The 11,925-nt window shown below is 70.6% G+C and carries 11 protein-coding genes and 3 pseudogenes; 10 read left to right on the top strand and 4 right to left on the bottom strand.

The window, feature by feature from the left end; translation table 11 throughout:
• Window positions 1–69 precede the first annotated feature (69 nt).
• The 5 genes and pseudogenes from CP970_RS42360 (at window position 70) to CP970_RS42345 (ending at window position 3,990) form a co-directional block, all read left to right on the top strand.
• Window positions 70–1,080 carry an aldo/keto reductase gene (locus CP970_RS42360; protein WP_055545484.1) on the top strand — a complete coding sequence of 337 codons (1,011 nt, stop codon included), beginning with the start codon at window positions 70–72 and terminating at the stop codon, window positions 1,078–1,080.
• Between the two features lie 39 nt (window positions 1,081–1,119).
• Window positions 1,120–1,539 (top strand): SRPBCC family protein, encoded by a 420-nt coding sequence (locus tag CP970_RS42355; RefSeq protein ID WP_055545486.1) that lies wholly within the window; start codon window positions 1,120–1,122, stop codon window positions 1,537–1,539.
• Window positions 1,540–1,675: 136 nt separating this feature from the next.
• Complete coding sequence (locus tag CP970_RS42350; RefSeq protein WP_055545488.1) at window positions 1,676–2,776, top strand: acyltransferase family protein; 1,101 nt, start codon at window positions 1,676–1,678, stop codon at window positions 2,774–2,776.
• Between the two features lie 129 nt (window positions 2,777–2,905).
• Window positions 2,906–3,024, top strand: a pseudogene (locus CP970_RS46100) (sensor histidine kinase); the annotation flags it as partial.
• A 93-nt stretch (window positions 3,025–3,117) separates the two neighbouring features.
• The gene (locus CP970_RS42345) at window positions 3,118–3,990 is read left to right on the top strand and encodes a sensor histidine kinase (RefSeq protein ID WP_398657040.1); all 873 of its coding nucleotides are present in this window, start codon (window positions 3,118–3,120) and stop codon (window positions 3,988–3,990) included.
• A gap of 13 nt (window positions 3,991–4,003) precedes the next feature.
• On the opposite strand, the gene CP970_RS42340 is transcribed toward CP970_RS42345, so the two are convergent.
• On the bottom strand, window positions 4,004–4,297 hold the full coding sequence (locus CP970_RS42340) for a hypothetical protein (RefSeq protein WP_055545490.1): 294 nt from the start codon (window positions 4,295–4,297) through the stop codon (window positions 4,004–4,006).
• A 171-nt stretch (window positions 4,298–4,468) separates the two neighbouring features.
• On the opposite strand from CP970_RS42340, the pseudogene CP970_RS45345 reads away from it, so the two are divergent.
• The 4 genes and pseudogenes from CP970_RS45345 to CP970_RS42330 form a co-directional block, all read left to right on the top strand.
• Window positions 4,469–4,558, top strand: a pseudogene (locus CP970_RS45345) (SDR family NAD(P)-dependent oxidoreductase); the annotation flags it as partial.
• A gap of 128 nt (window positions 4,559–4,686) precedes the next feature.
• Window positions 4,687–4,929, top strand: coding sequence for a Rossmann-fold NAD(P)-binding domain-containing protein (locus tag CP970_RS45340; protein ID WP_224059412.1), 243 nt, complete (start codon window positions 4,687–4,689; stop codon window positions 4,927–4,929).
• Window positions 4,922–5,047, top strand: a complete 126-nt coding sequence (locus tag CP970_RS45630) for a hypothetical protein (protein ID WP_263406809.1) — start codon at window positions 4,922–4,924, stop codon at window positions 5,045–5,047. The genes CP970_RS45340 and CP970_RS45630 overlap by 8 nt, the downstream gene beginning before the upstream one ends.
• Before the next feature lie 168 nt (window positions 5,048–5,215).
• Entirely contained in the window at window positions 5,216–6,832 is a 1,617-nt protein-coding gene (locus CP970_RS42330; protein ID WP_224059031.1) for a BCCT family transporter, read from the top strand.
• On the opposite strand, the gene CP970_RS42325 is transcribed toward CP970_RS42330, so the two are convergent.
• A complete protein-coding gene (locus tag CP970_RS42325) occupies window positions 6,822–7,928 on the bottom strand; it encodes an endonuclease/exonuclease/phosphatase family protein (protein ID WP_079043352.1) in 1,107 nt (368 codons plus the stop codon). The genes CP970_RS42330 and CP970_RS42325 overlap by 11 nt on opposite strands.
• Window positions 7,929–7,948: 20 nt before the next feature.
• Complete coding sequence (locus tag CP970_RS42320; RefSeq protein WP_191095021.1) at window positions 7,949–8,617, bottom strand: M15 family metallopeptidase; 669 nt, start codon at window positions 8,615–8,617, stop codon at window positions 7,949–7,951.
• An 87-nt stretch (window positions 8,618–8,704) separates the two neighbouring features.
• Here CP970_RS42320 and CP970_RS42315 point away from each other — a divergent pair.
• Window positions 8,705–9,399: pseudogene (locus CP970_RS42315) on the top strand (response regulator transcription factor).
• Window positions 9,400–9,426: 27 nt separating this feature from the next.
• Here CP970_RS42315 and CP970_RS42310 read toward each other — a convergent pair.
• Window positions 9,427–11,925: a GMC oxidoreductase gene (locus CP970_RS42310; RefSeq protein WP_055545496.1), complete on the bottom strand. Its 2,499-nt coding sequence runs from the start codon at window positions 11,923–11,925 to the stop codon at window positions 9,427–9,429.

Raw genomic sequence — 11,925 nt, 5'->3', positions numbered from 1 at the left:
GCATCCAGACACGACGCTCATACGGGGCCGCTTCGCCCCGCACCCCCACATCGCGTAAAGGCACTGCTCATGTCCCTCAAGAACATCCTTCCCGGCCGCCTCGGCTTCGGCACCGCCCCGCTCGGCAACATGTTCCGCGCCATCCCCGACGACGAGGCCCTCGCCACCGTCGAGGCCGCCTGGGACCACGGCATCCGCTACTTCGACACCGCTCCCTTCTACGGCGCGGGACTCGCCGAGGAGCGGCTCGGCCAGGTGCTTTCGGCCAAGCCGCGTGATGCGTACGTCCTGTCCACCAAGGTCGGCCGCGTCATCCTCGACGAGCACGAGACGGACGTCCCGGACTTCGGCGAGAAGGGCGGCCTGTTCGAGCACGGCAATCCGAACAAGATCCTCCACGAGTGGACCGCCGAGGCGACCGAGCGTTCCATCGAGGGCAGCCTCAAGCGCCTGGGCACCGACCGGCTGGACGTCGTCTGGGTCCACGACATCGCCCAGGACTTCCACGGCGACGCGTGGCTCGACAAGTTCGAGGAGGCCCGCACCGGCGCCTTCCGCGTCCTGTCCCGGCTGCGCGACGAAGGCGTCATCAAGGCCTGGGGCCTCGGCGTCAACAAGACCGAGCCCATCGAGCTGACCCTCGCCCTCGACGAGCCGAAGCCCGACGGCTTCCTCCTCGCCGGCCGCTACACCCTCCTCGACCACGAGCACGCGCTCACGCGCCTGCTGCCCATGGCCCAGGAGCAGGGCGTCGACATGGTCGTCGGCGGCCCCTACAGCTCCGGCATCCTCGCCGGTGGCGCCCACTTCGAGTACCAGCAGGCCCCCGCCGAGATCATCGAGCGCGTCGGCAAGCTGAAGGCTCTCACCGAGAAGCACGGCATCGGCATCAAGGCCGCCGCCCTGCAGTTCTCCCTCGCCCACCCCGCGTCCGCCGCCGTCGTCCCCGGCGCCACCCGGCCCAGCCGTATCGCCGAGGACACCGCGGCCCTGAACGAGACCGTCCCGGCCTCGTTCTGGACCGACGTACGCGCCGCGGGCCTGGTCAGCCCGGCGGCCCCGCTCCCCGACAACGCCTGACCTCCGCCGACACCCCCCACGCAGCAACAAGGAATCATCATGGCTTCCACGTCCGTCTCCCGTACCGTCCCCGCCTCGCCCGACAAGGTGTGGAGTCTCATCGGCGGCTTCGACGCCCTCCCCGACTGGCTCCCCTACATCCCCGAGAGCACCGCCCTCGAAGGCGGGCGCGTCCGCCGCCTGACCAATCCCGACGGCGACGTCATCATCGAGCGCCTCGTCGACTTCAACGAGGCCGAGCGCCACTACAGCTACGCCATCCTCCAGGCCCCGTTCCCCGTCGACGGCTACGTCTCCACCCTCCGGGTCCACGCGGTTCCCGGCCGCGCCGACGTCGCCGAGGTGCAGTGGTCCGGCCGCTTCAACCCCGACGGCGTCACCGAGGAGGAGGCCGTCGCTCTCTTCGCCGGGATATACGCCGACGGCCTCGACGCCCTGCACAAGGCCCTCGCCGCCTGAGGCCGGCCGCAAGGGGCTGACGGCGCCGCCTCGGCTCCGAAGGGCAACCTCCTTGGACACCTGACCAAGGTGTGATGGCATCGTTCGCAGAGAACAAGGCCATCAAACACCGCGATGTCAGGAAGCTGTGCCCGTGATGCTGTTCGCCCCGGTCAACCCCCACAACCGGCCCTCCGCCCGCGCCTCACCGGCGCCGGAGCGGACCCGTGACCCGTTCTTCGACAATGCGAAGTACCTGCTCGTGACCCTGGTCGTCATCGGCCACATCTGGGGCTCGCTGCTCCCCGCCGAACTGGACACGGTCCGCGGCGCGTACGTCGTCGTTTATCTGTTCCACATGCCCGCGTTCATTCTGTTGTGCGGATACTTCTCCCGCGGATTCACCGGGCGCCCCGACCAGGTCAGAGCGCTGCTCGCCCGCGTACTCGTCCCTTATCTCTTCTTCACCGTCGCCTACCGGGCCCTCTACACGGTGATCTGGGGCTCACCCTTCGAGCTCACGCCGACCGAGCCCACGTACCTCCTCTGGTTCCTGGTGGCCCTCTTCCTGTGGCGCCTCACCACTCCGGTGTGGCAGGCGATTCGCTTCGCCGTGCCCGCCGCCGTGGCGATCTCCCTCGGCGCAGGTCTGACCGGCATGGACTACGAACTGGCGCTGCCCCGGGTCCTGATGTTCCTGCCCTGGTTCGTCCTCGGGCTCAGGCTTCGCCCGGAGCACTTCCACCGCCTGCGCACCCCCCTCTGCCGCGCGGCCGCCGTGGTGATCCTGCTGATCGCCCTCGCATCCGCGTACGTCATGGCCCCCTCGTATGACGTCCGCTGGCTGCACATGCAGTACAGCAACGACGACCTGCACAGCGCGTGGCCGGACTACCTGGTCACCCGGATGCTCCTCTTCGGCGCCTCGGCCGTGTTGGTCGCCGCCTTCTTCGCGCTGGTGCCCACGCGGCGTACGCCCTTCACCGCGCTCGGCGCGGCGACCATGTTCCCCTTCCTGACGCACGGCCTGCTGGTGCAGATCGGCCAGGCGTACGGCGCGGGCGACCAGCTCGCGCGGCTCGGGGCCTGGGCCGTCGTCGTCACGCCGCTGCTGGGTGTCGCCCTGAGCGTGCTGTTCTCGTCCGCGCCCGTACGCCGCGTCCTGCGGCCCGTCGTCGAGCCGCGCTTCCCGCGCCGTCTCGTGCGGGACCAGCCCAAGGAGCAGGACCGGGCTTCGCCGACACGGTCCCTGCTCTAGACGTGCGATTTTCGATACGCGGACGATACGTGCCGACCGGCAGACTTCATCCATGCGCCTGGACCAGCACCACAGGGCGAGGCGTCGGCCGCCGCAACGCCACCGCACCCGTCACCGGACCGTAGGGTGATGACCGTGGACAGACAGCCCGGCTTGAGCGTCCGTCTCAAACTCACCCTCAGCTACGCCGGATTCCTCATGGTCGCGGGCGCTTTGCTGCTCGTTGCCGTGGGGTGTTCCTCCTGCGGCAGGGGTGGCTGCAGACCAATGAATCGGGGGCGGTGCGGGTGACTCCGGGCACCCTCTTCGTACGCAATTTCGCTCCGACGGCAGCCGGGGTCATGGTGTTCCTGCTGGTGTTCGGCCTCCTGGGAGGGTGGATCCTCGCCGGGCGCATGCTCGCGCCCCTGGACCGCATCGCGCACGCCACCCGCACGGCCGCGGCCGGATCGCTGTCCCACCGGATCCGGCTGCCGGGCCGCAGGGACGAGTTCCGCGAGCTCGCCGACGCCTTCGACACGATGCTCGCGCAGCTCGAAGCGCACGTCGCGGAGCAGCAGAGGTTCGCCGCCAACGCCTCGCACGAGCTGCGTACCCCGCTCGCGATCTCGAAGACCCTGCTCGACGTGGCCCACACGGACCCGGACCACGACACCGGCGAACTCATCGACCGCCTGCGCACCGTCAACACCCGGGCGATCGACCTCACCGAGGCGCTGCTCCTGCTCAGCCGCGCCAACCAGCGGTCCTTCACCCGGGAGCTGGTCGACCTGTCCCTCGTCGCGGAGGAAGTGGCCGAGACTCTCTACCCGTTCGCGGAACGGCACGGCGTCACCCTCAAGACCAGCGGCGACATCGTCTCCACGAACGGTTCGCCCGCGCTCCTGCTGCAGCTCACCACGAACCTCGTGCACAACGCGATCGTCCACAACGCGCCGGAACGGGGCACCGTCTGGGTCCACACCGGCGCCCGCCCCAAGACCGTGGTGCTCACCGTCGAGAACACCGGCGAGCAGCTCACCCCCCAGCTCGTCGCGACCCTCACCGAACCCTTCCAGCGCGGCACGGAGCGCATCCACACCCACCAGGCGGGCGTCGGCCTGGGCCTGGCCATCGTCAAGACCATCGCCGAGGCACACGAGGGAACCCTCACGCTCGCTCCCCGGCCCGCCGGTGGGCTCCGCGTCACCGTGGAACTGCCCGCGGCATCTTGAGCGTCCCCGCGGCTCACCCACCGCCACCGAAGTGGTCGCGGAGCTCGTCGCCGCAGTCGTTCTCGGAGCCGGTCCGGATTCGGGAGAAGGCCAGCACCCCGTCCCCCTCGCCTTCCTTCTTCGCCTTGGCCATCCGCGCCTCGATGTCCGCGATGTACTTGGCGCACTCGGCGCTGAGGGGCTTCTCGGGCTCCGGGTCCGGCTCCGAAGAGGCGTTCAGTTGGACTGTGGCGGCGAGGCCGGCAGCACACAGCACCGCCCACGTGGCGATCCATGTGCGGCGGCTCATCCGTATCGGCTTCGGCATCCACGCATCCTACGAGTGCGGGGGCGTCGCCCGATCGCGGTTTCCTCGCCGTCGGCGGCGGCATGACTTCTTCGCCCAACAGCCTTCCCGTAGTTGACCTTTGAGGCAAACGGAGGCCGCCTCCGTCAAGGTGGCCAGGACTCATGGCAGCTCTCGGAAGGTAGGGACACGATGATTCTCGTGACGGCTGCGACCGGCACCATTGGCAGGCACCTCGTGCGGGCGCTCGCGGAAGCGGACGTGCCCTTCCGGGCGCTGGTGCGGGACGCACGCACCGCCGGGGTCTCGTGGGTGGTGAAGATGTCGGCGTGGCAGCCCGGCCCGGACACGAAGCTGTCCGTACGCGCGCACTGGGAGATCGAGCAGCACCTCAAGGCATCCGGCCTCGCGTGGACGTCACTTCAGCCACCGGCTACATGCAGAACTTCTTCACCGGCGAGGGCGGCTTCACCCACGGCGGCGCTCTGGAAGGCCCCTACGGCGCGGGACGCGTGGCGTACATCGACGCCTACGACATCGCCGCCCGTGCCGCGGCCCTCCTGACAGGCCCGCCCCGAGGAGGCGAGACCTACGCGCTCACCGGGCCGGAGGCGCCGACGCACGAGGAGATTGCCCGGATGGTTCGTGGCTGACCTTCTACGGCTCTACGCGGAGATGGCAGCGGGCACGATGTCCGAGGTGACGACCGCGGTGCGTGAGCTGACCGGGCGTACGCCGCGTACGTTCGAGGAGTTCTCGGCGAATCGGTAGGACGCGCTCGACGCGCCACGGGGTGTTGTCCGGAATTTGACGAAAACGGTCTTCGGATAGCAACCTTCCCTGCTGACCTGCGCATAGATCGGTCCTGCCTCCCGTGCGCGCGTGCACCACGTGCCGCGCCCCGGCCCTCATGCGCGAACCCCCTCAGCAAGGAATCTCATGCCGACTTCCCCTGCCCGTACCGTCGTGCCCACCGACGGCGAGCCCACCGCGGACGACGACGAAGGCGGCCATCCGGCGCCCGTCGCGGCTCCCGGAGGCCGCGGGCGCGGGCGCACCGACATACCGGTGCTCGCCGTCAGCGGCGGGCTCCTCACCGCGTTCGTCCTGGCCGCGCTGATCGCGCCCACGGCCACGGGTGACGCCGTCAACGTCGCCTTCACGTTCGTCGCGCGGTGGTTCGGCCCACTGTGGCAGGTGCTGCTGCTCGCGACGTTCGGCGTCGCGCTGTGGCTGGGCTTCTCGCGGTACGGGAGGGTGCGGCTCGGGGGCGCCGGGGCGCGCCCGGAGTACGGCAGGTTCCAGTGGATCGCGATGATCATGTCGACGCTCCTCGCGGGCGGCGGCGTCTTCTTCGCGGCGGGCGAGCCCGTACAGCACTACGTCGACACGCCCCCCTTCTACGACGGCGCCAAGAGCGGCACCCAGGAGGCGGCCGACGCGGCGCTCTCCCAGAGTTTCGCGCACTGGGGCTTCCTCGCCTGGGCCGTCCTCGGCACGCTCGCGTCGATCGTGATGATCCGGGGCCAGGAGCGCGGTATGCCGCTGCGCCCGCGGACGCTGCTGTACCCGTTCCTCGGCGAGCGCATCCGGCACTCCCGGCTGGGGGCCGCCGTCGACATCGTCTGTGTCATCGCCGTGGTGGCCGGAACCGTCGGCCCGATCGGCTTCCTCGGCCTCCAGGTCTCCTACGGGCTCTCCGAGGTGTTCGGCATCTCCGGCGGCTACCCCGTGCAGCTCGGCGTCATCGTCCTGCTGACCGTCGTCGCCGTCCTCTCCGTCGCCAGCGGCGTCGACCGCGGCATCCAGTTCTTCAGCAAGGCCAACATCTGGCTCGCGGTCGCCCTGATGGTCGTCTTCCTGGTCCTCGGCTCCCTCGGCTTCGTGCTCGACTCGTTCCTGGGCGGCTTCGGGCAGTACGCGCGGGACTTCGTGCCGCTGGCCCTCAACCGGGGCGATCACGCGTGGCTCGGCTCCTGGACGGTCTTCTTCTTCGGCTGGTTCCTCGGCTACGGGCCGCTGATGTCCATCTTCGTGGCCCGCATCTCCAAGGGCCGCACGCTGCGCGACCTCGTGGTCTCCACCGCGATCATCCCGCCGCTGGCCACCATGTTCTGGTTCACGGTGTTCGGCGGCACCGGCATCTTCCTGGAACAGCGCGACCCCGGCTCGATCTCGGGCCCGCTGAAGTCGGTCGGCATGGACGCCGCGGTCATCTCCATGGCGCAGCGGCTCCCGATGGGCGCGGTGGTCGCGGTCGCGCTGCTCCTGCTGACGATCACGTTCGTGGTGACGACCACCGACTCGATGTCGTACAGCATCGCCGCGGCGGGTACGACGTCCGGTGAACCGACGCGCGCGGTACGGGCGTTCTGGGCCCTGCTGATGGGCACGGCGGCCGCGGTGCTGATCCTGGTCGGCGACGGCGGCATCACGGCGCTGCAGTCGTTCATCGTGGTCACGGCGGTGCCGGTGGGCTTCATCATGCTGCCGACGCTGTGGACGGCGCCCCGGGTGGCGCGGGAGATGGCTCTGGAACAGGGCGTCACCACTTGATCGTGGCCGCCACCGGCAGATGGTCGCTGCCGGTGGCGGGCAGAACCCACGAGCTCGCCGGTTCCACACCGCGGACCAGGATCTGGTCGATCCGTGCCACCGGGAAGTTCGCGGGCCAGGTGAAGCCGAAGCCGTCCCCTGCCGACTCCTGGGCCGAGTCCAGGTGTGCGGTGAGGCTGGCGAACGCGCGGTCGTTCATGGTGCCGTTCAGGTCGCCGAGCACCACCACCCGCTCGTTCGGCTCGGCGGCGACGGCCTCCGCGAGCGCCTCCGCGTGGCGGTCCCGGGTACCCGTCCGGAATCCCTCGCTGGGAACCACGCGTACGGAACCCAGATGGGCCACATACACCGCCAGCGGGCCTCGGTCCGTGGCCACCGTCGTGCGCAGCGCCCGGTTGTCGGGCAGTTTGGCCTCGGCCGACTTGGCGTCTCCCATCGGGCCGACGTCCTGCTTGATGTCGACCGGCTTCGTGTCCGACAGCGGCAACTTGCTCCACAGCCCGACCGTGCCCCGCACCACGTGGTGCGGATACGTCTTCGTCAGGGCCTTCTCGTACAGCGGCGTCGCCTGCGGGGTGATCTCCTCCAGGGCCAGCACGTCCGCCGTGGAGGCGGCCAGGTCGCGGGCGGTGCCGGTCGGGTCGGGATTGTCGGCGTCGACGTTGTGGCTGACCACGGTCAGGTCGCCGCCCGGCTGGGACTTGTCGACGAGCAGCCCGCCGAAGAGGTTCAGCCACACCGTGACCGGCAGCAGGAGCGCGATCGTCGCGGAGGCGGAACGCCGCCACAGCGCCCCGGCAAGGAGCACCGGAACGCACAGGGCTGACCACGGCAGGAACGTCTCCACCAAACTGCCCAAGCCTCCGCGGCCCGTGATCGACGCGTGCGCCAGCATGAACAGGCCCAACAGCAGCGCCAGCGCCGCGAGCACCAGGCCGCGCTTCCAGGGTCCGGGCCGGGAGCCGGTGCTGGCGCCGGTCCCGGTGCTGGTGTCACGGCGGCGTACGCCATCCCACCCGGATTCCGCCGCCGCGTCCGCGGCACTCGCGGAACCCGCGGAGTCCGCCGGGATCACTGCCTCCGCCGGAAAAGCCATCTGTCCTCGTTCGCTGCCGGTCACTTCTGCATCCTCGGATCCTGGGTGGGGTCGGCATACATGCGCGGGCAGCCGTGATCGGCCGCGCCGGTGCGCAGTTCGTAATGCCAGGGTTCGTTCTTGTAGATCTGGCACAGCCCGTACACGGCACCGTGTTCGGACAGCCATGCCGCCGCATCGGACTCCCCGATGTCGGCCGCGTCCCCCGAGACGTGGGGCGACGTCGCCGTGGTGGCCACCCACCGGGCGGCCTCGTCCTCGGAGCCGTACTTGGCGACCGCCTGCCGGAAGAGCTGTTCCTGGTACTTAGGGGAACGCCAGCCGCTGTTGACGTGGAATTCGGCTCCGTCGTCCGCGGCGGCTTCCGCGGCCTGGCGCAGGGCCCGGAGCAGATCCGGATCGAGGCGGGACACCGCCGGAACCGTGTCGTCGAAGACCGTCACGCCGTCGGGCACGACACCGTCGGCCTCGCCGACCGCTCCACGGGACGGATCCCGTGCCCCGGCCGGTGCGGACGCTCCGGGCGATCGGGCCGAGGAGGGCGGGGCGGCCGCGGAGGTGGACGAGGACTTCGACAACTGCAGTCCGATGGCCCCGGCGAGCACGGCCAAGGCGGCTGCCAGGCCGAGCACCACGAGCCACCGGATCCCGCTGGTCGTGGTGCTCGCTGACGGTGAGGTTCGATTCATGCCGCCAGTCAAGGCAGCGCCGTGTTGTCAGCGCGTATGCGGTTTTCGATACGCCGACGATATGCAACCGCTCGTAGCATCGAGAGCATGCGTGTGCTGATCGTCGAGGACGAGCCCTATCTGGCAGAAGCCGTTCGCGACGGCCTGCGTCTGGAAGCGATCGCGGCCGACATCGCGGCCGACGGGGACACCGCCCTGGAGCTGCTGGGCGTCAACGTCTACGACATCGCCGTCCTGGACCGCGACGTCCCCGGGCCGTCCGGCGACGAGATCGCCGCGCACATCGTCGCCTCCGGCAGCGGCATGCCGATCCTCATGCTGACCGCGGCCGACCGCCTCGACGACAAGGCCTCCGGATTCGAGCTCGGCGCCGACGACTACCTCACCAAGCCGTTCGACCTGCGCGAGCTCGTGCTCAGGCTCAGAGCGCTCGATCGCAGACGCGCCCACAGCAGACCCCCGTTCGAGAGATCGCGGGGCTGCGGGTGGATCCGTTCCGCAGGGAGGTCTACCGGGGCGACCGCTACATCGCGCTCACCAGGAAGCAGTTCGCCGTGCTCGAAGTCCTCGCGGCGGCCGAGGGCGGTGTCGTCAGCGCCGAGGAACTCCTGGAGCGCGCGTGGGACGAGAACGCCGACCCGTTCACCAACGCCGTACGCATCACCGTCTCGGCCCTGCGCAAACGGCTCGGCGAGCCCTCGATCATCACCACCGTGCCGGGCGCCGGGTACCGCATCACCCCGCCGCCACGGGCCGGACGTCCGGGAGCGGACCGTGGGTAGAGCGCCCAGGCTCAGCGTGAGCGTGACTCACCCTCGGCCCAGCAGCCTGGTCGGCCCGTAGAGCCGGCGCAGCTCGTCCAGGAAGAAGGCGTGGAAGCGGGCCAGTGTCGCCGCGGCTCGCGGTCCCGTCGTACGGAAAGTGGTGAGCTGGCGCAGGAACGCGGGCGGCGAGATGCGCAGGGTTCCGGCGGCGACGATGTCCGCCATGCCTTCTGTGCGGTCCTCGTCCCCGGTCAGGCGCCCTTGCGGCAAGTGCCCTTCCAGAAGGACGTAGGGAAGCGTGGTGGTCGCGGGCCACAGTCTGTCGAGTCCTGCGGGAGCGAGGTCCTTGACGCCGATCAGGGTGCGGGCCGCCCCCGTGTCGTCGGTGAGGAACAGCCGGTAGCGCAGCTCACGATGGTCCGGTGTCCGGCCCGCGCCGAAGACGTGGACCTCGCCGCCGGTCACCGGACGCCGTCCGCCCAGGCCGCGCGCCTCGATCCAGCCGTCGGCGCGGGCGGGATGTTCGGGCCGTGCCAGGAACGCGTCGATGTCGTCGATGGTGAGGGTGAGCCGGGCGCGGAGCGGCTCGCGTGCCGGGGAGCGCCGGGCGGTGCGCGGATCGCTCACCCCCATCGCGCAGTAGCCGGTCATCGTCTCGGTGAACTGCACCGAGCTGTGCGGGGTGTAGGTGTCCGAGACTCGTGCGGGGACGCCGGGCGGGGCGGGTACGTCGGAAGCTTCCTCTACGTCTGAAACTTGCTCAGCACCGGAAGTTTGATAGGCGCCGGAATCACGCTTCTCCAGCAGCCGGGTGCACGCCCGGTCGGCCAGTGCTGCCACGGTCAGGGCGGGGTTGGTCCCGACGGGGCCCGGTAACGCCGCGGCGTCCATGACGTACAGGCCCGGATGCCCGTAGACCTCTCCGAACTCGTCGCAGACGCCCTCCACTTGGTTCCTGCCCATGGGAGCGCCGCCGCAGGGGTGGACGGTGATGATCCGCTTGAGCAGCCAGTGCGGGCTGTCCGCGTAACGTCCGCCCAGAGCCTCGGACACGGCACGCAGGGCGGCACGCAGCCGTGCGTAGTGCTGGGCACTGCCGGCGGTGGACCACTCGGCGTCCAGGGTGCCGCGCCGCAGGACCAGTACCCCGTCCGGCGTGTCCCGGCCCATGCCGAGCAGCGGCAGGGAGCTGTCCGACAGGGCGCCGTCGTCGAGGAGACCGGCCAGCGAGGCCGCTGTGGCGTCCGGGTCGCCGACGGTGTGTGCGGCGAGTTGTCGGAGCAGGAAGCGTCCCGCCCGCCCCGCGTCCCGTGGCAGCCCGGCCGCTTCGACCAGCCAGCCGACGAAGGAAGGGTAGCCCCCGTCCTGGATGTAGGCGCCCCGTCCCGCCGGCGCGAAGCCGGAGTGGTCCTGACCGTCGAGGTCGTCGTCGGGCAGCCGGATGGTGCTGGTGATGACCGGGCCGCGGCTCGGGTCCACGCTGGAGGGGCGGGCGCCGTGCCCGTCCTTGGTGCGGACGGCGAACGACAGGATGTCGCCGTTGCCGGAGAAGCGCGTTCCGAGCGCCGCTCCGATGCCCGGGAGTTGTCGGTGGCTGCGCAGCAGGAGGCCGGAGGTGCCGTAGGTTCCGGCGGCGAGGACCAGGCGATCGCAGTGGAGGGTGCGGACCGGGACGCGGTCGGCGGGCGAACCGCCCGAGTCCGAGTCGGGACCGCGCCGTACGTGACCGTCCCGGTCGGGACCGTGCCGTACGTAGTCGACTTCGTATCCGCCGCGCCCGGCGGGGCGGATGGCGCGCACCTCGTGCCCCGTGCGCAGGTCTGCGCCGTGCTGTCGCGCGGTCGAGAGGTAGGTGAAGTCGAGGCTGTTCTTGGCTCCCTCGTTGCAGCCGATGTTGCACTCCCCGCACAGTCGGCACGTCCGGCGGGTGACCCCGTGCAGGTTTCCGTGGTCCGGTTCGATGACCGGCAGGCCGATGCCGGGCCGGGCGCCTGGCTCGGGCGCGAAGCTGACGGCGAGCGGGGGCAGGAAGTGCTCCAGGCCGAGCCGGTCGGCCGCGGTGCGCATCGCGCGGGCCTTGGGGACGTCGTCGTATCCGGGGTGCTCCAGCGGGTAGGGCGTGGGGGTCAGCACCCGCTCGACCGCGTCGTAGTGGGGGTCGAGGTCGGCGCGGGTCACGGGCCAGGATTCGTAGCCGCCGCCCGGCAGTTGCTGCCGGTCGACGAACCAGTGCTCGTCCTTGCGCAGCAGCACGTTGGCGTAGATGAGTGAACCGCCGCCGAGGCCGCTGGCGACGACCGAGTCGAAGTGGCGGAAGCTCCGCACGTCGAACAGGCCGTACGATCCGGTCTCGGGCGCCCAGAACGCGCGTGCCGCCTGGGCGGGTGTGCGGGCGAAGCTGCCCGGAGGGTAGTCCCGGCCGCGTTCCATCACCACCACGCCGAGCCCTGCCCGCGCCAGCCGGTCGGCGGCGACCGAGCCGCCGAACCCCGAGCCGACGACCAGGACGTCCACGTGCTCGGTCGCGGTCCTGTCCCTGGCCAT

The organism is Streptomyces kanamyceticus, from assembly GCF_008704495.1.
Taxonomy (GTDB): Bacteria; Actinomycetota; Actinomycetes; order Streptomycetales; family Streptomycetaceae; genus Streptomyces; species Streptomyces kanamyceticus.
This window is presented reverse-complemented; position numbering and strand designations above follow the sequence as displayed.

Bases quoted from the DNA above. Each gene is read 5' to 3' on its own strand.
- CP970_RS42340 (WP_055545490.1), bottom strand. From the start codon at position 4,297: ATGCCGAAGCCGATACGGATGAGCCGCCGCACATGGATCGCCACGTGG.
- CP970_RS42355 (WP_055545486.1), top strand. From the start codon at position 1,120: ATGGCTTCCACGTCCGTCTCCCGTACCGTCCCCGCCTCGCCCGACAAG.
- CP970_RS42320 (WP_191095021.1), bottom strand. From the start codon at position 8,617: ATGAATCGAACCTCACCGTCAGCGAGCACCACGACCAGCGGGATCCGG.
- CP970_RS42345 (WP_398657040.1), top strand. From the start codon at position 3,118: ATGGTGTTCCTGCTGGTGTTCGGCCTCCTGGGAGGGTGGATCCTCGCC.
- CP970_RS42310 (WP_055545496.1), bottom strand. From the start codon at position 11,925: ATGGCCAGGGACAGGACCGCGACCGAGCACGTGGACGTCCTGGTCGTC.
- CP970_RS42360 (WP_055545484.1), top strand. From the start codon at position 70: ATGTCCCTCAAGAACATCCTTCCCGGCCGCCTCGGCTTCGGCACCGCC.
- CP970_RS42330 (WP_224059031.1), top strand. From the start codon at position 5,216: ATGCCGACTTCCCCTGCCCGTACCGTCGTGCCCACCGACGGCGAGCCC.
- CP970_RS42325 (WP_079043352.1), bottom strand. From the start codon at position 7,928: ATGGCTTTTCCGGCGGAGGCAGTGATCCCGGCGGACTCCGCGGGTTCC.
- CP970_RS42350 (WP_055545488.1), top strand. From the start codon at position 1,676: ATGCTGTTCGCCCCGGTCAACCCCCACAACCGGCCCTCCGCCCGCGCC.